The sequence below is a fragment of the Marinomonas gallaica genome, from assembly GCF_049821165.1.
Taxonomy (GTDB): domain Bacteria; phylum Pseudomonadota; class Gammaproteobacteria; order Pseudomonadales; family Marinomonadaceae; genus Marinomonas; species Marinomonas gallaica.
In genome coordinates this window covers 284,204-306,999 of record NZ_CP187511.1, presented here as the reverse complement: position 1 = coordinate 306,999, position 22,796 = coordinate 284,204, and the positions used below count along the sequence as shown (strand labels likewise).

Here is a 22,796-nt window from a genome sequence, read left to right as displayed (position 1 = left end):
CAGGCTTATATTTTGAATCTGAAAGGTTCATTTTTGAGCCATTTCTGGCGGCAATTGACCCGATAGCGCGGCTTGGATAGTACTTACCAGTTGTATAAAGCCCTCTCCACCTTGATATAAATCGGCACCGGAGAAAATATAATTCTGACCTTCATTATTGGTCATGATTAATTGCGGAACCCCACCCGATCCTGGCAAGCGGCTTAGCAGCTGACTGGCTTGCTGAACCATTTGATCCGCTTGCTGTTGCAGTGGACTGTCATTCTGTAGAGCGTGTTCAAGCATATCTGCGTCGATGGAAATGCCTTGTTCTGCAGCCACTTCTGTAGCGATGCTCACGACGGCAGGGACTTCAGAGGTATCGACACCATCGACATAACGGCGTAATTGTGTCTCATGCAGAAACTGACCTGCTAACCCTAATTTCTGAGACTCAAGAAAGATAGACGCTTGTGTTAGTGCTCGTGACGAAAATACGCCATCTGGTTTTTGCAGTACGTCATCAAAGTAAGTGTCAGAGAACGCTTGGCCAGATAGAGATTGAATCCGCAGGTCATTGGTTTTGGCGTGCTCAGCAATCTCGCTGGTCGGGCGGGCTTTGTAAAAAAGCCCTACAGGCGCCATTGCGATATTTCCTAGACTTGCTTCACGCAAAGCTTTAATAGCAGGTGCGGCGGCATAGCACCAGCCACATAAAGGGTCAAAGAGGTAAGTGAAAGTCATAATTGACAGTCCAAATGATCGTAAAGTCACACCATAAAACGAATGGCAAGATTTTAAAAGTGCTTTGCCGTTTAGTGATAAGAGAGATTGTCGCTGCGCAATATTGTCATTCTTCAACGCATATACAGTTCAAGGGTGTCCAATAAAAAAGGCTGAGCAATGTTGCCCAGCCTTAGTCATGATGCATTAGAAAATGTTAACTTGCAGGCGCTTCCTCAGGATGAGTATTCTGAACATGGTGCTTTTCTGACACCTTACGAATAGACATATTAGCGAAGAAAGCAATCACTAATAACAATGCCATGGCATACATGGTGCTGTTATAAAGGCTCGATGTTGGATCAACAGTGCCTGCTGGGGCGATTTCCATTAAGCGACCGAGCGTCACGGTATTCGAGGCCATGAGTGCTTCCAGCTGATCTACACCTGCACCGAAAGCTTGTTGGAATCGCGCGGGGTCGACTTTTTGCGCCAAATTATGAATCGCCGTATTCAGGGATTGTTCGCGTAAATAGGTGATCGCAAATGGCCCTAATACACCCGCGGTACTCCATGCCGTTAGAAGTCGACCGTGAATGCCGCCTACATGCAGGGTTCCGAAAATATCCGCTAGATACGCAGGTATGGTTGCAAACCCACCGCCGTACATAGTGAAAATTATCATCGTTGCAATACAGAAAAGCACTAACCAAATAACCGCTGGATTGCTGCTGACTTGGCTCGCAAAATACGGAATAGACACATACAAGATCATGCCGAGTAAAAAGAAGCAGTAAAAGGTTCGTTTACGCCCGATATAATCCGAAGCCGAGGCCCAGAAGAAGCGTCCCACCATATTAAACACACTGATCATCAGCACGTATGTGGCGGCAAAGCCTGCATCGACAATGAGCGGTAATGTGGTACCAAATATCTCGGTCATCATTGTCTTCGCGACACCGATGACGCCAATGCCTGCGGTCACATTGAGACACAATACTAACCACAGTAAATAGAACTGCGGTGTTTTAAGAGCTTGATCGATGTGGACATGATTATCACTGATCAGGCTAGTTTTAGTTTGTGTTTCTGCTGGTGGTGTCCAGCCTTCGGGACGCCAATCTGGGGCCGGAACACGATAAGCGAACGCAGCGATGGTCATAATAATGAAGTAGACAATGCCCAGCGTAATGAACACGCCAGCAACACCGGTATCCCCTGTGTTGACGACATAGACGCCTTCTGGACCTGGTATCGGCATTTTGGCCATGTCAGCGGCGCTGGCCACAACCACTTCAAGACGCTCGCCCGCGACTTCAACAAAACGACGTCCCGCGTCGGTAATCATTGATACGTCAGCAACCGTGCCGAGGTATTGAGGCGCTTCGTAGAATTTAGTTAATAACCATTCTTTTAATGGTGCACCAATCATAGCGCCACCACCAAAGCCCATTATGGCCATCCCTGTGGCCATCCCCCTTCGGTCAGGAAACCAGCGTATGAGCGTGCTGACGGGAGAGACATAACCCAGTCCGAGACCGCACCCTCCCATGACGCCATAGCCTAAATACAGTAGCCATAATTGATCCCATAAGATCCCTAGACTACCGACAAGAAAGCCACCGCCCCATAGAATGGCCGCTAAGAAGCCGACGGCACGAGGGCCAACTTTTTCAAGCCACTTACCGCCAATGGCGGCCGCTAAGCCTAAAAAGACGATGGCCGTAGAGAAAATCCAGACAACAGAACTTAATGACCAATCCTCTGCGGCGCTGGCAACCACGCCATGTTGACGAATAAGGGGTGGGTTAAAAATACTCCAAGCATAAACTGAGCCAATACACAGGTGAATGGCTATGGACGCGGGTGGAACGCGCCAACGGTTGAAACCGGGTTTAGCGACGATGCGCTCTTTTAGCAGAAAGGAAAAAGGACCAGATGTGTTCGACATAAGGTATTACTCCGCTTTTATATTTATTGTAGTTGTCGATGTAATGTGGAATGTTCCACTTCGATTTGCTGGAGCAAAAACTACGCCAAAGATATATGTGGTTGATTAATATAGGGTTGTTATGTAACGACAATGGTTTGGAGATGTAGCTAGGGTTACTTTGACTCGGTTGTTCAAGTGGTGTGGGTTATTTTGACTCGGTATTAAGCCAAATAAAAAATACAATGCCGCGATCTAGACCAGATATGACTTTAACTCAGTGATAGAACTGGGTTGTTGAAAAAGCGTTTTTGAAATACGTACATCTGGTTTTTATTATAAGTAGGTGGTTGGAGCACTCTTTTGAGGGTTAATTAGCACTTCGAATGTGGATTCTGAAAGAACCCTGAAAGAGGCTTAAAATGCCATTTTAATCTCTTTAGGGTTCGTTTTACGAGCAGAGTTGGATATTAGGATGACTAACCTAATGAGGCCAGTGACTTTGTACTTGTTCTACTTCGTCGAGTAACCACGCTCGAAACAATTCAGCATGAGGGTGTTCAAAATCTTGATTTGAGCTGATCAAATAAAATGACTCACTGGTTGGAAGCTTTTGTTCAAAAGGGGCCACTAATTGCCCAGCGGCGATCATTTCTTTAATTAAAGAGCTTCGTCCTAATGCGATCCCTTCGCCTGCTTTGGCCAATTCAAGTGCTGAAATTAAGGTATCAAAATGGATGCCCTGAGAAGAGTCAATATGCTGAAAACCGGTTTTGTTCAACCAGTACCCCCATCCTTCATTATAACCATCGACGTGTAAAAGTGTGTGTTCGGTAAGTTGGTTCGGAGTGTTTAGGGGCGTAGAAGTATTTAAAAGAGCAGGACTGCAAACGGGAATAAGATGGTCCCAAGTGAGTCTATGATAATTCACGCCAGACCAGTCCCCCATTCCGTAACGAATCTCCATGTCCGATTCTTTATCAAGGTTTTCTACCCAAATATTAGTTGGTAGCCGTAACCTGACTTCAGGGTGAAGTTTTCTAAAACGACCGAGTCGAGGAGCTAACCAAGTTGTAAAAAAAATCAAGCTGGAGCGGATTGTTAGCGGTCGAGTTTGGCCTTGACCAAACAGTTCATCGGTTACCTCCGCTAAGCGCTCAATGGATTCATGAACGATGGGAATATAAGCTCGCCCGGATTTTGTCAATTCCAAGCCTCTTGGTAAACGTTTAAACAGCACAGTGCCTAATTGTGCCTCTAATCCTTTTATTTGTTGACTGACTGCCGCTTGGGTCATATTGAGTTCGTGAGCTGCCTGTGTAAAGTTCAGGTAGCGTGCTGAAACTTCAAATGATCTAAGCCAATTAAGGGGAGGAAGTTTTTTTTTCATTTTTATTCTTCTGAAGTTTATTGGTCCATGATCGAGCAAAAGTGCTCGTTACCAGTCATTTAAACTCTAATAGATAGATTTTTAATTATCAGCTTTTTTAACGTATTTATTACTAACTATTAACGCCATAGCAGCTCTCTAAAACGACTTCCTAGAATTAGCATAAACCTTTCCTATGACGGAATTAAAACGAAAAAAATAGGCCAGTAATATACTGGCCTATTTAATTGTCGCTAATGCTTTAATTAGCTTGGAAATGCAAAAGACACACCTTCACGTACGCCACTGGAAGGCCAGCGCTGCGTGATGGTTTTACGCTTCGTGTAGAAACGCACCCCATCTGGACCATACGCATGAAGATCGCCAAACAAAGAACGCTTCCAGCCACCAAAACTATGGTACGCAACCGGTACTGGCAGTGGCACGTTGATGCCTACCATGCCCACTTGAATATGATTTGAGAAATAACGCGCTGCTTCACCATCACGAGTAAAGATACAGGTACCATTACCGTATTCATGATCGTTAATAAGTTGCATCGCCTCTTCCATGGTGTTGACTCGCACAACCTGCAGTACGGGGCCAAAAATTTCTTCTTTGTAGCTCTGCATCTCAGCGGTTACACCATCAATGAGTGTCGCGCCAACAAAGAATCCATTTTCATAGCCTGAAATGTTTGGCTCGCGACCGTCGACCACAACTTTAGCGCCATCGGCTTCAGCGCTGTTAATGTAGCCCACAACTTTCTGTTGATGATCACGAGTGATGACAGGGCCAAAATCATTCGTTTTGTCGCTGTACTCACCCACCGTTAAGTTTTTCATAGCAGTTTGCATTTTTGCAACTAAGGCATCGGCTGCCTCTTCCCCTACGGCTACGGCAACCGATAATGCCATACAGCGCTCACCGGATGAACCAAACGCCGCACCTAGCAGTTGGTTAACAGCATTGTCCATATCTGCATCAGGCATCACAATGGCATGGTTTTTAGCACCTCCCAGTGCTTGGCAACGTTTGCCATTGGCACTGGCCGTCGCATAAATATATTCAGCAATTGGGGTTGAGCCGACAAAGCTCACGGCTTTAATTCGATCATCTGTCAGTAACACATCCACCGCTTCTTTATCACCATTGACTACGTTTAACACGCCTTCTGGCAAGCCTGCTTCCTGTAGTAACTGAGCAATATAAAGTGTTGAGCTAGGGTCACGCTCTGAAGGTTTTAGAATAAAGGTGTTACCGCACACAATTGCAAGCGGGAACATCCACATCGGCACCATCGCAGGGAAGTTAAAAGGCGTGATACCGGCGACGACACCTAGGGGCTGGAATTCGCTCCAAGAGTCAATGTTTGGTCCCACATTTTTACTGAACTCACCTTTTAAAAGTTCTGGTGCGCCACAAGCGTATTCTACATTTTCAATGCCTCGCTGCAGCTCGCCCGCGGCATCATGGCAAATTTTACCGTGCTCTTCACCGATCATTTGGCAAATCTTATCGCTGTTTTGCTCAAGTAGCTCTTTAAAGCGGAACATCACTCGGGCACGTTTCAACGGTGGCGTATCGCGCCACGCAGGGAAAGCGGCTTGGGCTGCTGCAATGGCGTCTTCGACTGTTTCTTTTGGTGCTAAGGCCACTTGTTTTGAAACTTCGCCCGTCGCAGGATTGTAGACATCTTGCATGCGCTGAGAAGTGGTGACTAGTTGACCATTAATTAGGTGTCCGATGGTGTTCATTGCGTTTCCTTAAATATTGTTAGCATGGCACTAAGTTGTGTCGGTAATGATGGGATTTTGCCGTCACTCACCAAAGCTGTTGATAAATGTCGATGATTTGCTCTGCCGTTGGCACGATAGGGTTATTGTTGGGTGAACCCGATGCGAGCGCTTGCTCTGCCATGGTTGGCATTAAGTCAAAAAATTGCTGGCGGTCGATGCCAAATTGCTCAGGTGTTGGCACCTGTAATTCATCATTAAGAGCTCTCAGCTCAGCAATCAGTTTTTGGTTAGCGACATCATCTGAATCAGCTTGGGTAGCGACACCGATTGCGCGGGCACAATCCGCGTATTTCTCCTCAGCGCTGGGGATAGAAAACTCAGTTACAGCAGGTAATAACATCGCATTGGAAAGCCCATGAGGGACATGAAACGCTGCGCCAATAGGTCGGCTCATACCATGCACCAGTGCAACTGATGCGTTTGAGAAGGCAATGCCAGCGAGAGTAGAGCCTAACATCATGGCTTCACGGGCTTTATGATCACTGCCATCGTGATAGACACGGCGTAGATTAGGGCCAATTAATTTCATCGCCGCGATGGCTTGGCTGTCGCTGTAAGGACTTGCTTTTTTACTGACATAAGCTTCCATCGCATGCGTCAAAGCATCGATACCCGTGTCGGCGGTGATTCGAGCGGGTAAGCTGAGTGTTAGTTTGTAATCGACAAGGGCGGCGATGGGCATGAAACCTACCCCGACACAGAGCATCTTCTCGTCATTGGTTTCGTCTGTAATGATGGTGAAACGTGTCACTTCTGTGCCTGTGCCAGCTGTGGTTGGCACAGCTATGATAGGTAGGCCTTGCTCATTAACGATTCTCGGAAATTTGTAATCTCGCATTTCGCCGCCAAATTTACCTAAGATGCTAATGGCCTTAGCACTATCAATTGGGCTTCCGCCGCCTAAGGCAATGATGCTGTCGTAATTGCCATTGCGAACAGTATCTACACCAGCTTGAATGGAGCTAACAGTCGGCTCTGGTACTGTATCGTCGAACACTTCCGAGTTGATCTGGTGATCTTTTAGACAAGATTGAACTTGTTTCGCGTAGCCAAGTTCAACCATCATTTTATCTGTGATGATGAGAGGGCGAGTACACCCCAAACTGTCCAAAATGCTCGGAATTTCTAAACTGGCATTTTCCCCTACCTGTAAAACGCGAGGTAGAATGATTTGGTTAGACATATAGGCTCCACTTATTGTTATTTTATTTGTCCATCTCTTAACGCTTTAATACGAATATTTATGACGTTAGGACATACCCTTATTCATCGCAACCTTAGGCTACGAAACAACGACATTGTTATGAATAAGTCGTGGCCTTTAAAGCAATAAAAAATCACCCATAGAGCTAATTTTTTTTATAGCTACTGCCTTGCTAAACCACCTCACGGAATTTTTTTCTATTGATATCAAAAGATTAAATTCTTGATGCGTTTTGTCGTCTCTGAGGTATAAAAAAAATTCACCCACCGATCTCGTTTTTATTGCTAGTAGCCGCCTAGGGGCAATTCTAGTATGCGTCCTGTGCTGATCTTCGCAGTACTTACTAATTGGCTTTGTCTTGATAACAAAAATAAATCAATAAATACAACACGTACTGGCTTCCTTCATTCATTCAGTTGAAAGACGCTTTTTACACAGGATCAATAGAGATGAATAACAACAATCAACTACCTCTTATTGGTGTCCGAGTCGTGGACTTTGGACAACAAATTGCTGCTCCCGCTGTTGCTATGGTGCTTGCCGACCTTGGCGCAACAGTGATCCATATTGACCCACCCCAAGGCCCGCAATGGGTTAGCCCAGCCAATGCGGTGTTAAATCGCAACAAACAGTGTATTCACTTAGATTTGAAAACCTCAAAAGGCCTGAGTGAAGCGTTGCAGCTGATTGATCAAGCGGACATTGTGATAGAGAACTTTCGTCCTGGTGTTTTGGCTAGGTTAGGTATTGATTACGAAGAATTAAGAGCTAAGCGTCCTGAGTTGATTACCCTATCGATACCAGGCTTTGCCAGTAATGATATGTTGAGACGAGAATGGAAAGCGACAGAAGCGATTATCGCCGCTACGTCGGGTTCATTTACGGATATGGGTTTTAATCGCGTCCTCATGGGGATTGAGCCTAGTTTCTCACCGGTCCCGCTAGGTTCTTCTTATGCGATTTCGCTTGCTGCGAGCTCCATCATAATGGCCTTGTATGAACGAGCTCATCATGGTCACGGGGATCATATAGAAGTCCCCGTGGCAGCGGCTTTAATGGAAGGGCTTTCTTATAATTCTTTTGTGATAGATGGTTTACCTGAACGCTATAAGACGATGCGTGAGCGTGAAATTGAGCATCGTCATATGTGTAGCATCGACATGAACCTAACGTATGAAGATCTACAAGAATACTTAGATCCTTTCTTCCGCACCTATGATTGTGCTGACGGTAGAAAGTTTTACTGTGTTTGCCCGTCTCATCGAAATCACGCTAAACGTGCCCTACAAGTGCTGGGAGTTTATGACGAACTCATGGCAGAAGGCTTCCCAGAAGTACAAGATTTACATGCGCCAATTGATGAATGGGACGGTGAAACCTCTTTGGGGGTTTACCCGCTACCGCCTAGATGGGCGAGAGTCATCTCAGAGAAGATGAAAAGAGCCTTTCTGACCAAAACTTCCAGCGAATGGGATCGTATATTTGGTGAAACCGGTATTCCTGGAGCATCACAGCGTACAACAAAGGAATGGCTGCATGACGAACATACCAACAAAGCTGGCTTAATCATTGAAGTGGATGATCCAGAATATGGGTTGATGAAGCAGCCTGGGCCACTGGTTTGGTTTGAGCATAATGCCTCTGCTTTTATGCAAGCGAAGGGCAGAAGGTTTGTGGATTTTGATACAGCATTAGACACCTTGTGCAGTGTCAGATCACCGCTTACACAGGATTTACCACGACGAAGTGAAGCGAATAAACCGGAGGAAAAAGGCTGGTTAGATGGTAAAAAAGTGCTTGATCTGACTAATGTGATCGCTGGCCCTCACTCGGCTGCTTTTTTAGGAAGATTCGGTGCAGAGGTTATTAAGCTTGATCCTGTTAAGCCGCTTTATGATCCATTAATTGGGTGTCTTTACAGTTTTCAAACTGATATGGGCAAAAAGAAAGCGTTGGTTAACATTATGACGGAAAAAGGGCGAGAGGTGTTTAATCGACTCGTACAGTCCGTCGATTTAGTCCTTATTAATGCGCCTGAACGTCAGCTTGAAACTCTCGGTCTTGACTCAAAAAGCTTACTTGAGATCAATCCGGATGTATTGTTTTGTCGTTTAGATTGCTTTGGCGGACCATTAAGAGGTCCTAAAACAGATTACATTGGCTACGATGATATTATTCAGGCTAATAGCGGCATAATGATGCGTTTTGGTGGCAGTGATACCCCAGAAGAACACGCTCATGTTGGAACGTTAGATGTTAACTGTGGCTTTGCTGCTGGTATGGGGATGGCGCTTTCTATGTACCATCAATTAGTTACGGGTCAAATTAGTCGGGTTAGAACCTCGCTATCTGCGGTCACTAATATGGCGCAAATCCCGTTTATGTTTGATTACGAAGGAAGAGGGCCGTTTGACGAGGCGTCGGGTCGAGAGGTATTAGGCAACCATGCGCTATCGCATTTTTATGAAACAATGGACGGTTGGATTTTTCTTGATTCGGACCATAACGAGTTTGATAAATTAAAATCATTGGAAGGCTTAACCGAACTGGGTGACACACCTGATCTGCATGAGTATTTAAAACATGCCTTTAAGCAGGCTGCTACTTTACACTGGCTTAACTTACTGAGAGGCGCAGATATTGCGGTAGCTGAGCCAAATTCGATTGAAACGCTGCGTCATGATTACAGCCGTATTCATGACGGTGAAGTAGGTACGCATTTTGGTAGCTATGCGTTCTCCGTTTATCCAGATCATCCTAGTGGTCACTGCTTTACTCAAATTGATCACTATTCTATTCGCCCTGAAAGAGCGGCTATTCGAGCCATTGCACCCACGGAAAAGTTCGGGCATTCAACTAAAGAGATCTTAGCCAGTGTTGGCTACAGTGAGTCTGAAATAGAGACCATGATCGAGGCTAATATTGCCAGCTTAGGCTGGGCGAAAGAATATTTGCCCAGTTAGGTTAAACAAAGATTAAAGGGTATGCCAGCAGGAGGAATTTGATCGCTCATGATGAGTGAGCCATTAATATCATTATGTAGAGACCCCATTTTTCTAGTTTGTTATATCTATTTTAGATTAATAGGATGACGTGGCGACAATAAAAAAAATAAAGAGGTTACCAATGCTAAAAGATAAAGAGATCGATGCCCTCATTTCCCAGCGGGGAATGTTAAAAGGGCTTAATACGACCCTGGGAATAACAGCCTTAATTATGGTTGTTGTATTTATTCTCTATACCGTTTTGCTCGGTGAAATAGCCAGTCAGCAGTTCATAGGCTTGAAAAGCTGGATAGAAGAAACGTTGGGGTGGTATTACATCCTTGTCATGCTGCTTGCTTTCGTTGTGTGTGCGACGTTAATGGTAAGTAAAGTAGGTGCAATTCGATTAGGTAGAGATAACGAGAGGCCTGAGTTTTCAAACTTTGCTTGGTTTTCAATGCTTTTCGGCTGCGGTACGGGGGCTGGCATGTTGTTCTTCTCCATGTCCGAACCGATGATACATTTTGCCAGTGGTTGGAGCGGTGGTAACCCTTTCATGAGTACCGAAGTGAAAGCGGCCGTGAGCAGTTTTTTCGAAGCTAAACAAGTGGCGCTTGCGGCAGGCTTACAACCAGGCGATGTGGGCTTTCCTATTCCTAATGATTTAGTCGCAGAAGCGGCCGTCGGCGGTCTAACTTTGACCGTATTCCATTGGGGGGCTGTTGCTTGGTCAATGTACGCAATCGTTGGCTTGTCGTTGGCGTATTTCTCTTTTCGTAAAGGTCTGCCTCTTTCCATTCGTTCTGCGCTTTATCCATTGATTGGAAATAGAATCTATGGACCCATTGGTCACGCTGTCGATATCTTGGCCGTTTTTGGTACCATCTTCGGTATTGCCACCACGCTGGGCTTGGGTGTAGAGCAGATTAGCTCTGGACTTATTTCGCTAAACGTTTTGGCCGAAAGATCCACCATGGTAACCGTTTTATCCATTGTATTTATTACCTTAATTGCGACCTTGTCTGCCACCAGTGGTGTTGCCAAAGGCATTAACATGCTGTCTCAATTTAATAGTTACATCTGTATTGCGATTATCTTGTATTTTCTAATTGCATCGAATGGTAACTACCTGATTGCAAACAGTTTGACGACATTAGGTGACTACGCCTCTCAATCGCTTTCTATGACACTTTGGACGGCACGAAGCAGTGATGAGCAAACTTGGCAGGGTGGCTGGACTATCTTCTATTGGGGTTGGTGGATTGCATGGTCTGCATTTGTGGGCATGTTCATCGCACGTATTTCTCGCGGTCGTACTATCCGAGAGTTTGTTATGGGTGTTGTATTTATTCCAACGCTTGTCTCCTTGTTGTGGTTTAGTGTTATTGGTTCAGCAGGTATCCATGCATCGATCTATGGGTCAGACATGAGCATTTACAATACCTCTGTAAACAATTGGGATTATGCTGGTACCTTGTTTACCGCTTTTGAAGTACTGACTCCAGGTGTCGCTGCGACGATTGCTAAAGTCTGTGCGTTGGTTGTAGTGGTGGTGTTTTTTGTGACGGCTGCAGACTCAGGTACATTGGTATTAGGTCGACTGTTGTCGTTTGGTCGTCGTCCTCCAATTCAGCAACGTATTCTTTGGGGTAGTTTACTGGGTGTAGTTACTCTGATGATTCTGTTAATGGGCGGTAATGAGGCATTGAAAGCCTTACAGGCAGCGTCTATCGCGGGGGCACTACCTTTTACCTTTGTCATCATTGCAATGATGTTCGGCCTAGTTAAATCGTTACGCAAAGACAGCGAAAACTTTGTCGCTGATGAAGAACAAGTACGAAAAATAGTGGAAAGAGAAATAGCTGACCTTTCTTAAATAGGGCAGCATCCACATAAATTTTTCGACACGTTGTCGAACTTAGGCAGTTCCTCACTAATACGCCACCTATTGGTGAGGAACTTAACCTAGACAGCCCCTCTCCTGAAAATTCTTATCAACTTTCTAATTTAGTACCAATAAATTGTTTTAAAGCCCTAGGTAATTGAAAAAATAAGCGTTATTTTTTTTCGGTGCTAAGCCAAATAAAAAATACACTGCCGCGACCTAGTCGAGACCTAACTTTAATTTGGGCATTCATTTGGCTTAACAATCGATGGGAGATTGCCAGCCCTAGCCCTGTGCCAGAGTGAGAGGTTGAGAAAAAGGGGTCGAAAATACGATTTAAATGCTGGGGATCAATACCTGAACCATTGTCTCGAATGGTAAGTTTTACCCAACCATGAGCAGAGTCGTGACTGCGAACAATAATTTCTCCTTTCTCTTCTGTGGCATTGGCGGCATTCATAACGAGATTGATCAATACTTGTTGTAACTGAGGGGCGTCTGCATACGCTGGCCGTTGTGCGTTTAAGTCTAATGTTAAGTGAATACCACGACGTTGGAGTTCGTGCTTTACCAAGGTCTGTGTTTTACGTATGACCTCATTGAGGTCGATGGTTTGGTAGGTCAGTGTCTCTGGCACAGGGCGAGCTAGTTTGAGTAAGTCATTAATAATGGTGCGAATACGATCAACTTGCGCAATGATCAGTTCAGCATCATGGCGCATTTCAGGTGTGGCTTGGTCGCCCAGTTCATCTAGGAGCAAATCCATGTAGCCTAAAATGACCGCTGTCGGGTTGTTGATTTCATGGGCGATACCAGCAGTTAACTCGCCTAACGCTGCCAGCTTGCCTTGTTCAATGAGCTGTTCTCGGGTGCGATTCAATAAGGCAATGTGTTGCTGTAATTCATCGGTTCGGTGTTTTAATTGGGCGGTACGCTGATTCACTTTTTCTTCGAATTGGTCTGCTGCCGATTGTATGGCGTGATGCTGCGTGTCGAGCTGGCTCAACATGGCATTAAAGTGCAATGCTAGTTCTTGAATTTCATCGCTGCTTTGATAGTGCGGGAGTGTTTGGTGTTGGCCGTCACGAACGCGATCCATCACCTCGGTCATATGCTCTAACGGTTTAGATATCGAGCGAGCACCGCGGACGGCAATGATGGCACAGCCAATCAGTACCACGGCAAACAGCCACAACAGTAACTCTAGCCAGTAATAGAAACTGTCGAGGAAGGGGGACTCAAGAAACCCCGCGTACAGCATACCGACACGTTTGCCTGATGCGTCGATAACAGGCTCATAAGCAGAGATATACCAATCGTTCACCACAAAGGCGCGATCAAGCCAACGTTGACCTTGTCCTAATACTTGCTGATGTACCTCGGTAGACACTTTTGTGCCCAGTGCTCGACGTTCTGGAGAGTTTGGGTGGGGCACATTGGTACTGATGCGAACGTCGTCTAAAAACAGCGTTACGGTACCGATGCCTCCTTCTGGTAGGCTGCCGGGGCCATAAACGGTGTTACGGATCTGATCGACTAAGGCGAAGTTGCCATTCATCAGCACACCCGCGGCTAAGGCTCCGATGACCTCGCCGTGATCATCTCGGATCGGCTCGAAGAGGTGGATTAACATACCTCGCTGTTCGCTAATGTCTGAATCAACCATGGGAATTCTAGCCCGCTGAGCCAGTATTGGGTCAATGTTGTTGAGTTGACGGGCAGAGAAGATCTCAATAGCACTGAGAGGCTGTCCCTTAAAGGCCTGCGGCATTGAGGGAGAGTTTGGGTATTGGCATTGATTATTGCGTTGCTCACAGCCACTCAAATCAAGTAGACGAACGAAGTCCAGCCCTGCTTCGTTTTTGAGTGTGTCTTCTAAGGTTTTTATAGAAGCAGGGGTTGTGATGGCAAGCGCTTGGAGTATCGCTCTATGATGGTGGCTGGCCGCCAATGAGAGGTTCATTAAATACGATTGCTGGCTGTTTAAGAACGCTTCGTGGGCCACTGCTAGGTCTGTATTGGCTTTCATTAAGAGCTGGCGGTAGCCGACTTCTTGGCTCCATAAATAGGCGAGACCAATGACGCCGGGCAAAACAAGCAAGAGTGGAAACAAGGTCAGGACTAGCAATCGATAGCGTAGACTTGTACGACGCTTCGACCAACGCTCAAGCACGGTCATTAATCCTTGATTGCAGCTTTCGGTCTAGAGTTTTTCGTGTTGTACCGAGGTGTTTGGCAGCTTGCGTTTTGTTACCGCCATGGGCATCTAAAACACGCTCTATGTGGGCGTATTCGACGTCCTCTAATGTCCAGTCTAATGGGTAGCCTTGTACTTGGAGCGTGTTTGAGTTCGGATCAGAGACTGAACCTTGCAGTAAATCATGAGCAGGCATGCCTAGCAGTAGGCAGCGTTCCACAAGGTTTTTCAGTTCACGAATATTACCTCGCCATGGCTGTTGGCGCATTACGGCGAAATCGGCCTCAGAGAACTGAATCGTCGGCATACCCAAATCACGACTAAGGCGCTCAATGAGATGCTCAACCAGTAGTGGTAAATCTTCTAGACGGTCTCTAAGGGGAGGCAATTGGCATTGTAAAACATTTAAACGATAGTAAAGGTCTTCACGAAAGCTGCCAGCTTGCACGGCTGCGGCGATGTCTTTATTGGATGCGGCAATAATACGCACATTGACCGGTACTTCCCGCTCAGTACCCAGTGGGCGAATACGACCATCTTCCAATACTCGGAGTAGCTTAGCTTGCAGTGCTAAGGGCATTTCCGAGACTTCATCTAGGAAAAGTGTGCCGTGATCGGCGTAACTGAACAGCCCTTCACGAGCTTGATGGGCGCTGGTGAACGCGCCTTTGGTGTGGCCAAAGAGTTCTGATTCCATCAATTCAGGGGCCAAGGCTGCGCAATTAATGGGAACAAACGAGCCTTGTCGGCCGCTGCTTTGGTGGATTGCGCGCGCTGCCAGTTCTTTACCTGTACCGCTTTCCCCTTCGATCAATACGGCAGATGGGGCTGGCCCGATGCGCTCAATTAGCTGATTTATTCTAACAATGGTCGCGCTTTTTCCCAGTAGTCCAACTTGAGGCGTGTTCGCTAATTGGCGTTGTAAAACAAAGTTTTCGCGGGTTAATCGAAGATGGTCAAGGCTTTTCCTAACCGCCGAGCGCATTTGCTCAATTCGAAAAGGCTTTTGAATTAAGTCGTTTGCCCCGAGACGTAAGGCTTCAATAGCGTGGTTCATGTCGGCAAACGCCGTCATAAAGATAACGTTGCCAGTGTTCCCTCTGTCTCGAATTTGTTGCATCCATTCTACGCCAGAGCGGCCAGGCATGCAGATATCGACGATGAGTAAGTCGTATTGGGTTGTGTTTAATAATAAGTCAGCACTATCCGCAGAATCAGCCGTATCGACACGCGAATACAATCTGTTCAATGCTCGTTGTAAAAAGTCCCGGATACCTTCCTCGTCGTCTACGATCAGAATCGTCATTGAATTTAATGAGGTGGTTGCCGGGCGTTCAGCCCATTGCTCGTTCATCGCCATATTGTTGTTCTTAAAAAGCAGGTAATAGAAAAGCGTTGATCACACGCCTCAGCTGAACAATGTAGCGTGATGCCTTATAAACCGAAAGAGCAATTTTTTATGGTAGCTTAAAAACGACAGGTTTAAGGCGTGATTATTCGTAGGAAAACGTCACGGTTGAACGCAAACATGGAGCACATGTGCGTATAAATCGAAGCAAAGGTGCAATGGCCATAAATCGTCTGCTTGGGTGTTGAATAAAAACGCGGAGTCTTCAATTCTGTATGTACGGATGAACGAAACGCTTCATACATAACGAATTAAACGATAAATAACCAAGGAGGCAACCATGTTGCAAACAACACCAGAGGTTAACCATATTTCAGACATTATTAAAGTCATGAACAGCGGTATCGAGTTTTATCAAGAAGCGAAAGGGAAAGTCGACAGCGCAGAGTACACGGGCTTTTTTAACCGCATGATTGATGCTAAACAAGAGGCCGCGGCGGATCTTCAAAAGTTTGCAGTAGCTGAAACAGGTGATCTGGAAAACGGCTCTGACACCATGACCGAAGTGCGTAAAGCGTACACGAACCTTGTTAATAAGGTCTCAACCACTTCTACAGAAACAAATTACGTCGATCAACTTGAAGAGGTTGAAGACAAAGTCTTAGCAGAAATCAGTACGGCGCTGAGTAAAGATCAAGCACCAGATTGTGAGGCTACTCTTCGTCGCGTTCACACACGTATGAAAGAGTGTCACGATGAAATGCGGATGTTGAAAAAAGGCATTACACATTAATCATTTACAATGATCTAAGATTCGAAGCCACGCTTTCTCTAGAGCGTGGCTTTTTTGTGTCTAAAAAGTCGGTTGTTGAATATTAAAGCCTTTAAGTGAAGAGTTAATTAGGTACTTGCTAAAGTAGTCCGTGAAACGCTCGTCTACTACTTTTCGTTGCAACTGGCTGGCGTGGCGCAAATACAGTTGACCATCCTTTCGAATCGCAATGGACTGATGCGTCACATTAAGATTTGTGCCAATCCACTGCTTCACATCGTAATTGGGTCTGACCATACTGATAATACTTCCTGAAGGGATACGATCGAGTAGTGCCTGATTGATGTCGGTGTCTTCTACGTACGATTGAGTGGTGTCAGCTCTCGCAGGTTGAACAATGAATAATGCCGTAAGCGGAATATAAGGTGTTTTTACTGGCTCAGGTGAGAATGGTAAGCCTTCCTGATGTAAGTCATCCAGCAATGTTTGTTTATTGACCGTGGTTGATAGCCCTTGAAGGCGGTCTTCTGACATGGCTTGATACCATGCTTTCTTATCGATGACAGTTTCTGCGAACCGTTCAAAGCCTTGTCCAACCTTTGCCGTAATATCTTCCAGCAACCATTGATTGTTGGGTATCCAGTCTGCACTGGTAAAGTGGTTGCGTGTTACAAATGAAACAATACCCTGTTGATAGCGAATCTTCTGCATATGCCGTGGAAAGTCTTGCGCATGGCTCGATAAGGCGCCAGCGAGTACTGTTTCGACATAGGTTGTGCAATCAAACACATCAAATCGAAATAATGGGTCTTGGTCATATCGACCTTTTTCACCTTCGCCAAGGTTGCCATCGACATAAGGCCTGTTCATGAGGCTGGCACTTAGCACTTCCATGCGGTTAGCGGTGGTCATTTTTGTGTTGGCTATGCTGTCGATCAGAGTTAAAAATTCTGGTTGCGCGTGACTTTGAGCTGCATGCAGTGCGATCGATGTTAAGACGAGAGTCATTGGAAGTTTGCATATAGAAGATAGCATAATGAGCCTTAGTTAGAGCCATGTATAAATTAGTGTGCACCAGAATGATGTTGGGCACTAGTGGCTAACCTTTGTAAGCCGTGGGTTTGTGGTGAGTGTAACTGAAATAGCGGGAGGGTAAAGCTAGGAAGGTAATCGAGAGAAAGAGGCAAAAAAAAGAGGCGATACCTCGCGGTATCGCCTCTTTTTTTGTGCTACTTTAATTAAAAATTAAAGAGCAACGATGTTTTCAGCTTGAGGGCCTTTTTGGCCTTGAGTTACAACGAACTCAACTTTTTGACCTTCAGTCAAAGTTTTGAAGCCAGAACCTTCGATTGCACGGAAGTGAGCGAATACGTCAGGACCGTTTTCTTGTTGAATGAAACCGAAGCCTTTAGTTTCGTTGAACCATTTTACTGTACCAGTCGTTTTATTAGACATAATGTATATCCTGTAGATAAAAAATAATAAGTGCCATTAAATGGCGGATGTAGCGGAAAAAAAGACAATATTTTAGATCTTACAAGACGAAGGACTACTACTAATAACGCGACGTAACGAGGATGTAAAAAACGCAAACTTTCTAGCTGCGATTAATATATGGCCAATCATTAACTATGTCAAAGGTTATTTTCATTTTTCGCTAAAATAATTGTGATTTTCTCCAAAGTGCCCGTAAAGGATGCGAAGTGAACACTCTGCAACGTTGTCACGACGCCTCATCATTTTGACATCGCAATACCTTCGGTACACTGACCACAGTCCTACATTGACAATAAAAAAAGTCAGAATGATGAAATTTTAAAAAATAGACTGATATGGGAATTTAAGTAAGGTCACGCAACATGAGTCGGTCGCTTCTCGTCTTAGCCAATCTGTTTTTGTCCAACCAGATACCCAACATACCCGATGATGATAATGCCAAGCCACGCGGTGGCCTTAAACATTGGTTTTTGCGTTTTATGGCGAAAGTGCGTTTGACCATATAGCGCGCCTAAACCGCCGCCCAATAAGGCGAAAATATGTAAGACAAGCTCAGGTATACGCTCTTTATTACGCTGTTTAGATTGACGTTTGTCATACCAGTAAAGCAGCGGCATAAGAAATACATTCTGCGAGACAACAAAACTAATCAACAACCACATGTACAGGGGCTTAAGCTCGACAAATAACGTTATTTGTCGATTTAACCAAATCGCCATAATTAAATTCAGAGCACCGAACGTCAGGCTCAATAGGGTGCTTATGGAAAGCCATTTTGCATAAATCGGTGGCAAGCTTATGTCCTTAATGAGTAGAAAAATAAAGCGTTAGCGTGTCTTCGAACGCATTAAATAACAAGCACTAATAAGAGCCCCACTGCGCTGGCGATCATCAACGGGATGCTGGCGCGAATCAACATGGCTTTTCCTCCAATACCGATGGTTAAACCGGCTTTAAGCAGGCCATTGACAGATGCCGCGATGACGATACCCAGTACGGCTGTTTCTAGCGCAAGGTTTTCACGGCTCATTCCTGATAAAGATAAGTTAATTGGATCGACATCGGCGACGCCCGAAGCTGCCGCTAATATTAAAATACCAGCGTCTCCTAGTGTGGCTTGAAGGCCGCTACTAAGTAGCAAAATGGCGGTAAGTAATAGACCAAACCCCAATGCTGACCACATAGAAAGAGGGGAGGCAGGTGGTGCGATGTCTTCAGGAACGGATTGATTACCTCGATACCAGAGCCAAAAGGCTGGCAAATAGGTGAGTACCGCCATGGTCAGCGTTGGTATGGCTAATGGCATCAGTAAGTCAGGGTTAATAACACTTGCAACCAGCAGGACGCGTGGGTACATGGTCCCGCATGCAAACAAAACACCAGCCGCCAACAATGGGGATGCAGCAGGGACTTGTTTAGCCATTCGAGAAAATTGCAACGTTAAAGCGGTAGACGATGCAAAGCCTGCAAACAACGCAGTGGCCATGATGCCTTTGCGTGCTCCGGCAAATTTAATGGCAAAGTAACTGACAAACGAAATGCTGGAAATTAGCACGACCATCCACCAGATTTCATAGGGGTTCAGCGCATCCCAAGGCCCCATGTCTTCATTTGGGATGACTGACAAAATCACCACTGAAATCAGCAATAGCTCCAACGCTGCCCACAGTTCTTTCTTTTCAATCAGCCATAACCAACGGTGTAGTTCGCCTTTTAAACTGAGCAGTAGCGTTGTAATAACCGAAAGTGAAGAGGCCTCCACGACATACCCCAGCATAACCATTGCGCCATAACAAAACGCTAGAAGCGAAGCGATCAAAGAGGTTAGCGAGGCGCGCTCACGAGTGCTGTTTACGACGTAAGACGCAGTCAGAGCAAAAGCCAATGCGGCAAAAAAAACGCCAAGTAAATAACTACCAAGACTCTCGGAAAGCATGGCGGAGACCGCCCCTAAGAGAGAGGTTAAGCCGTAAGTTCGCAGACCAGCAACGCGTGAGCCTTCTTTTTGGTCGCGGTATTTAAAACCTCGTTCAACGCCAATTAGCAGCCCCAAAGATAAGGCAATCGCCAGCAATACAACGGAAGATTCACTAAACTGCATAGCACCATCCTATTGTTTTTATTGAAGGAACGGCTTTTACCGTCATTCTAAAAGCGTAACACAAGATATGAAAAGCGGTGTTGAAACCCTGTTAAAAATGATGAGCGTCTGATTAAAGCTGGGCTGAGCTGAGAGGGGTGTTACAAAGGCTGACTAAAAAGTCAAATTATCAGCAACAAACGTGCTTGGGATTGAAACGCCGTTAAGTCACCTCATATCGTATTTATCTTAATGAATACTCGACGATTTGGAGTAGAGAATGTCTTTATCAAACACAGCGCTGTTCACCCCAGTTAAGCTAGGCACATTAGAGTTGCCTAATCGAGTGATCATGGCGCCTCTAACGCGTACTCGTGCGATCAATCATCAACCCAATGAGCTGATGGCCGAATACTACGCTCAACGCGCCAGCGCTGGGCTGTTGATCTCGGAATGCACCATGGTATCCGAAGGCACCTCCGCTTTTGGTCACGATCCTGGTATTTACAATCAAGATCAAATTGACGGTTGGAAGCTAACCACTGACGCGGTTCATAAAGCCGATGGCCGCATTTTTATGCAAATTTGGCATGCAGGACGCGCTGCACATCCACTGTTTAACAATGGACGTGAGGCCGTGGCGCCCAGTGCCGTTGCGATTGACGACGTCACCCACACGCCGGAGGGGAAAAAGCCGTATACCGTACCACGTGCATTAACAGTGGAAGAGATTCAACAGGTTGTAGAAGACTTCCGTCAAGGCGCGATTAACGCCCGCGAGGCAGGCTTTGATGGCGTCGAGATTCACGGCGCCAATGGTTATCTGATTGACCAATTTTTACGTGACAGCGCCAATCAACGCGAAGATATCTATGGTGGCTCTTTGGAAAATCGTACTCGTTTTCTACGGGAGATACTCGACGCAGTTACGGAGGTAATGGGTGCGGGACGTGTGGGCTTACGTCTGTCACCGCTCAACAGTTTTAATAGTATGCGCGACAGTGATCCTGTGGAATGGATGCGCTACCTTGCGGATCTCTTAAATGGTTACGATCTGGCCTACCTGCACGTAATGCGTGCGGACTTTTTTGATCAGCAACATGCCGATGTTGTCAGTGTGGCGCGCAATACCTACCAAGGTCATCTGATGGTTAACATGGCATACAGTGTTGAAGAAGCTGGTCACACCATTGCTGATCATCAAGCCGACAGTGTCGCATTTGGTAAGGCCATATTGGCGAACCCTGATTTTGTCGAGCGCGCGAAAATCAACGCGTCGCTGAATGAGCCTAACCCTGAGACGTTTTATACGGATGGTGCCGAAGGTTACACCGATTATCCCTTTATGAATGCATAAACGAGGATTCAAAAAAACCGCTGCTAAGGCGGTTTTTTTAGGACTGAACTGGCGTGCAAGCGTTGAGACTGAGTAAGGTCTAGGTTGTCTATTTTTTACAAGACAATGGAACTCAGTGTCATCTATGCTATGGCGTGAGGAGGGCTTATGGACAGCGTGCAGCATTTCAGTTCACCAGATCGTGCGATTAGTTTGATTTCGGGGCAATATCAGTCGTTTGAATTTGAACGACATTATCATCTTGATTATCACTTTGGCCTTATTACAAAAGGCCAACAACAGTTTGTATGTGCGGGAGAGCGATATCATGTTGGCCCCGGCGACGTAGTCGTGATGCCGCCTGATACGTTACACGACGGTCGATCTATGGCTCATTCAGGTTATCATTCGCATGTGTTTTCGATTGAGCCAGAATGGTTCGATCACTTCTTGAGTGAATCAAATATCCGTTCAGGATTAGGTTTCAAAAGTATTGTTTTAAACGACTCTAACGTCTTTACCTTACTTAGACGCACCCATCTTGCACTGCGTTCAGGTGAGCTGAGTCAATTGGCGCAGGATTGTTTGCCTTATGAAAGCTTTTCGGCGGTTGTCTCTAAATATGGGCAAACTAAGCGGTTAGAAGAAAGGCGTATTGGGCGAGTAACACTGGAAATGTTACGTGATTTTTTAATGGCGCACCTAGCAGATTCCGTACATCTTCATCAATTGGCCGAATTGTGTCAGTTGACGCCGACGCAGTTTCAACGACACTTCAAAGCCTCGGTTGGTATGACGCCCTATGCGTGGTTCACACGTTTACGTCTAGAGCAGGCCATGAAGCTATTAAAGACCAACTTATCGAGCACCGAGGTAGCTCACCAAGTTGGCTTTTATGATCAAGCGCATTTTAGCAAATCTTTTAAACACACCTTTGGTCTCACACCTTCGCAAGTGCGTTAGCTGTTAGTTTTTTACAAGCGAGCGCTTTTATTGAAGTGGTACAGTCTTCTGCAATGGAGGACCTATATGAACGAAGTATCTATTCTTATCACTCTGGCGACGGTGCATTTTATTGCTCTAATGAGTCCAGGCCCTGACTTTGCCTTAGTCGTACAAAATGCCACGCGTTTTGGGCGTCAAACAGGGATTTATATTGCTCTAGGCTTATCTTTGGGGATTTTGACGCATGCGATATTTAGCGTGACGGGGGTGAGTTATATTGTTCACCAACATCCGACACTCTTTGCGCTACTTAAGGGCGCAGGTGGTAGTTACTTGTTGTATTTAGGATTAGGCGCTTTATTCGCAACGTGGAAGCATTGGCGTGTGCCTTCTGCTTCAATAGTGGCTGATAACGCTATGATGCTGGCAAATAAGCGTTTAGCGTTTTGTCGTGGCTTTATGACGAATTTATTGAACCCCAAAGCATTGGTGTTTTTTATTAGCCTCATGTCGAGCTTGGTTCCGGTGGGGATGTCCACCGCAGGCAAGAGTGCAGCCTTGATCATTATTTGGGGCTTATCGTTTACTTGGTTTGCTATGTTGGCCTGGTTACTGACTCGCCCTGCTATGCAAAGCGGGCTTCGCAGAATAAGCCGATACATCGATATGTTGTGCGGAGTTGTGTTTACTCTATTGGGTGCTACCATTTTATATCAACTGGTGATGATCAATTTTGTGATGACTTAAT

17 protein-coding genes are annotated in these 22,796 nt (G+C 45.7%); 6 read left to right on the top strand and 11 right to left on the bottom strand.

Going from position 1 to position 22,796, the window contains the following annotated elements:
- Positions 1-27: 27 nt before the first annotated feature.
- From ACPUEK_RS01415 to ACPUEK_RS01395, 5 genes are all read right to left on the bottom strand, one after another.
- Entirely contained in the window at positions 28-723 is a 696-nt protein-coding gene (locus tag ACPUEK_RS01415) for a hypothetical protein (protein WP_425642043.1), read from the bottom strand.
- Positions 724-919: 196 nt separating this feature from the next.
- Positions 920-2,653, bottom strand: a complete 1,734-nt coding sequence (locus tag ACPUEK_RS01410; RefSeq protein WP_067215836.1) for an OFA family MFS transporter — start codon at positions 2,651-2,653, stop codon at positions 920-922.
- Positions 2,654-3,116: 463 nt separating this feature from the next.
- Positions 3,117-4,022: a transcriptional regulator GcvA gene (gcvA, locus tag ACPUEK_RS01405; RefSeq protein WP_067215833.1), complete on the bottom strand. Its 906-nt coding sequence runs from the start codon at positions 4,020-4,022 to the stop codon at positions 3,117-3,119.
- A 245-nt stretch (positions 4,023-4,267) separates the two neighbouring features.
- On the bottom strand, positions 4,268-5,758 hold the full coding sequence (locus ACPUEK_RS01400; protein ID WP_067033194.1) for a CoA-acylating methylmalonate-semialdehyde dehydrogenase: 1,491 nt from the start codon (positions 5,756-5,758) through the stop codon (positions 4,268-4,270).
- 67 nt (positions 5,759-5,825) lie between these two features.
- On the bottom strand, positions 5,826-6,983 hold the full coding sequence (locus ACPUEK_RS01395; RefSeq protein ID WP_067215830.1) for an iron-containing alcohol dehydrogenase: 1,158 nt from the start codon (positions 6,981-6,983) through the stop codon (positions 5,826-5,828).
- Between the two features lie 470 nt (positions 6,984-7,453).
- On the opposite strand from ACPUEK_RS01395, the gene ACPUEK_RS01390 reads away from it, so the two are divergent.
- Together ACPUEK_RS01390 and ACPUEK_RS01385 are read left to right on the top strand one after the other, a co-directional pair.
- A complete protein-coding gene (locus tag ACPUEK_RS01390) occupies positions 7,454-9,967 on the top strand; it encodes a CoA transferase (RefSeq protein ID WP_425642041.1) in 2,514 nt (837 codons plus the stop codon).
- 163 nt (positions 9,968-10,130) lie between these two features.
- Positions 10,131-11,864, top strand: a complete 1,734-nt coding sequence (locus ACPUEK_RS01385) for a BCCT family transporter (RefSeq protein WP_067215825.1) — start codon at positions 10,131-10,133, stop codon at positions 11,862-11,864.
- A 181-nt stretch (positions 11,865-12,045) separates the two neighbouring features.
- Here the strand turns inward: ACPUEK_RS01385 and ACPUEK_RS01380 are convergent, their stop codons facing one another.
- Positions 12,046-14,046 carry a cache domain-containing protein gene (locus ACPUEK_RS01380; protein WP_425642040.1) on the bottom strand — a complete coding sequence of 667 codons (2,001 nt, stop codon included), beginning with the start codon at positions 14,044-14,046 and terminating at the stop codon, positions 12,046-12,048.
- On the bottom strand, positions 14,039-15,430 hold the full coding sequence (locus tag ACPUEK_RS01375; RefSeq protein ID WP_425642038.1) for a sigma-54-dependent transcriptional regulator: 1,392 nt from the start codon (positions 15,428-15,430) through the stop codon (positions 14,039-14,041). The genes ACPUEK_RS01380 and ACPUEK_RS01375 overlap by 8 nt, the downstream gene beginning before the upstream one ends.
- Positions 15,431-15,758: 328 nt before the next feature.
- Here ACPUEK_RS01375 and ACPUEK_RS01370 point away from each other — a divergent pair, with 328 nt between their 5' ends.
- Entirely contained in the window at positions 15,759-16,211 is a 453-nt protein-coding gene (locus ACPUEK_RS01370) for a PA2169 family four-helix-bundle protein (protein ID WP_425642037.1), read from the top strand.
- A 60-nt stretch (positions 16,212-16,271) separates the two neighbouring features.
- Here ACPUEK_RS01370 and ACPUEK_RS01365 read toward each other — a convergent pair whose 3' ends face one another.
- The 4 genes from ACPUEK_RS01365 to ACPUEK_RS01350 form a co-directional block, all read right to left on the bottom strand.
- Entirely contained in the window at positions 16,272-17,198 is a 927-nt protein-coding gene (locus ACPUEK_RS01365; protein WP_425642036.1) for an N-acetylmuramoyl-L-alanine amidase-like domain-containing protein, read from the bottom strand.
- A 237-nt stretch (positions 17,199-17,435) separates the two neighbouring features.
- Positions 17,436-17,645, bottom strand: a complete 210-nt coding sequence (locus tag ACPUEK_RS01360) for a cold-shock protein (RefSeq protein ID WP_067033204.1) — start codon at positions 17,643-17,645, stop codon at positions 17,436-17,438.
- Between the two features lie 425 nt (positions 17,646-18,070).
- Positions 18,071-18,481 carry a DUF1294 domain-containing protein gene (locus tag ACPUEK_RS01355; protein WP_425642034.1) on the bottom strand — a complete coding sequence of 137 codons (411 nt, stop codon included), beginning with the start codon at positions 18,479-18,481 and terminating at the stop codon, positions 18,071-18,073.
- Between the two features lie 53 nt (positions 18,482-18,534).
- Positions 18,535-19,788, bottom strand: coding sequence for an MgtC/SapB family protein (locus ACPUEK_RS01350; protein ID WP_425642033.1), 1,254 nt, complete (start codon positions 19,786-19,788; stop codon positions 18,535-18,537).
- 259 nt (positions 19,789-20,047) lie between these two features.
- On the opposite strand from ACPUEK_RS01350, the gene ACPUEK_RS01345 reads away from it, so the two are divergent.
- The 3 genes from ACPUEK_RS01345 to ACPUEK_RS01335 all read left to right on the top strand — a co-directional run bounded on the left by ACPUEK_RS01345 (position 20,048) and on the right by ACPUEK_RS01335 (position 22,795).
- Entirely contained in the window at positions 20,048-21,124 is a 1,077-nt protein-coding gene (locus ACPUEK_RS01345; RefSeq protein ID WP_425642031.1) for an alkene reductase, read from the top strand.
- 147 nt (positions 21,125-21,271) lie between these two features.
- A complete protein-coding gene (locus ACPUEK_RS01340; protein WP_067033209.1) occupies positions 21,272-22,066 on the top strand; it encodes an AraC family transcriptional regulator in 795 nt (264 codons plus the stop codon).
- 66 nt (positions 22,067-22,132) lie between these two features.
- A complete protein-coding gene (locus ACPUEK_RS01335) occupies positions 22,133-22,795 on the top strand; it encodes a LysE family translocator (RefSeq protein WP_417504905.1) in 663 nt (220 codons plus the stop codon).
- Position 22,796: the final 1 nt, after the last annotated feature.

What these genes read in the sequence shown, in the direction of transcription:
- gcvA (WP_067215833.1), bottom strand. Translation starts at nt 4,022, where the DNA reads ATGAAAAAAAAACTTCCTCCCCTTAATTGGCTTAGATCATTTGAAGTT.
- ACPUEK_RS01340 (WP_067033209.1), top strand. Translation starts at nt 21,272, where the DNA reads ATGGACAGCGTGCAGCATTTCAGTTCACCAGATCGTGCGATTAGTTTG.
- ACPUEK_RS01335 (WP_417504905.1), top strand. Translation starts at nt 22,133, where the DNA reads ATGAACGAAGTATCTATTCTTATCACTCTGGCGACGGTGCATTTTATT.
- ACPUEK_RS01400 (WP_067033194.1), bottom strand. Translation starts at nt 5,758, where the DNA reads ATGAACACCATCGGACACCTAATTAATGGTCAACTAGTCACCACTTCT.
- ACPUEK_RS01365 (WP_425642036.1), bottom strand. Translation starts at nt 17,198, where the DNA reads ATGACTCTCGTCTTAACATCGATCGCACTGCATGCAGCTCAAAGTCAC.
- ACPUEK_RS01375 (WP_425642038.1), bottom strand. Translation starts at nt 15,430, where the DNA reads ATGGCGATGAACGAGCAATGGGCTGAACGCCCGGCAACCACCTCATTA.
- ACPUEK_RS01390 (WP_425642041.1), top strand. Translation starts at nt 7,454, where the DNA reads ATGAATAACAACAATCAACTACCTCTTATTGGTGTCCGAGTCGTGGAC.
- ACPUEK_RS01360 (WP_067033204.1), bottom strand. Translation starts at nt 17,645, where the DNA reads ATGTCTAATAAAACGACTGGTACAGTAAAATGGTTCAACGAAACTAAA.
- ACPUEK_RS01370 (WP_425642037.1), top strand. Translation starts at nt 15,759, where the DNA reads ATGTTGCAAACAACACCAGAGGTTAACCATATTTCAGACATTATTAAA.
- ACPUEK_RS01395 (WP_067215830.1), bottom strand. Translation starts at nt 6,983, where the DNA reads ATGTCTAACCAAATCATTCTACCTCGCGTTTTACAGGTAGGGGAAAAT.
- ACPUEK_RS01415 (WP_425642043.1), bottom strand. Translation starts at nt 723, where the DNA reads ATGACTTTCACTTACCTCTTTGACCCTTTATGTGGCTGGTGCTATGCC.
- ACPUEK_RS01410 (WP_067215836.1), bottom strand. Translation starts at nt 2,653, where the DNA reads ATGTCGAACACATCTGGTCCTTTTTCCTTTCTGCTAAAAGAGCGCATC.
- ACPUEK_RS01385 (WP_067215825.1), top strand. Translation starts at nt 10,131, where the DNA reads ATGCTAAAAGATAAAGAGATCGATGCCCTCATTTCCCAGCGGGGAATG.
- ACPUEK_RS01345 (WP_425642031.1), top strand. Translation starts at nt 20,048, where the DNA reads ATGTCTTTATCAAACACAGCGCTGTTCACCCCAGTTAAGCTAGGCACA.
- ACPUEK_RS01350 (WP_425642033.1), bottom strand. Translation starts at nt 19,788, where the DNA reads ATGCAGTTTAGTGAATCTTCCGTTGTATTGCTGGCGATTGCCTTATCT.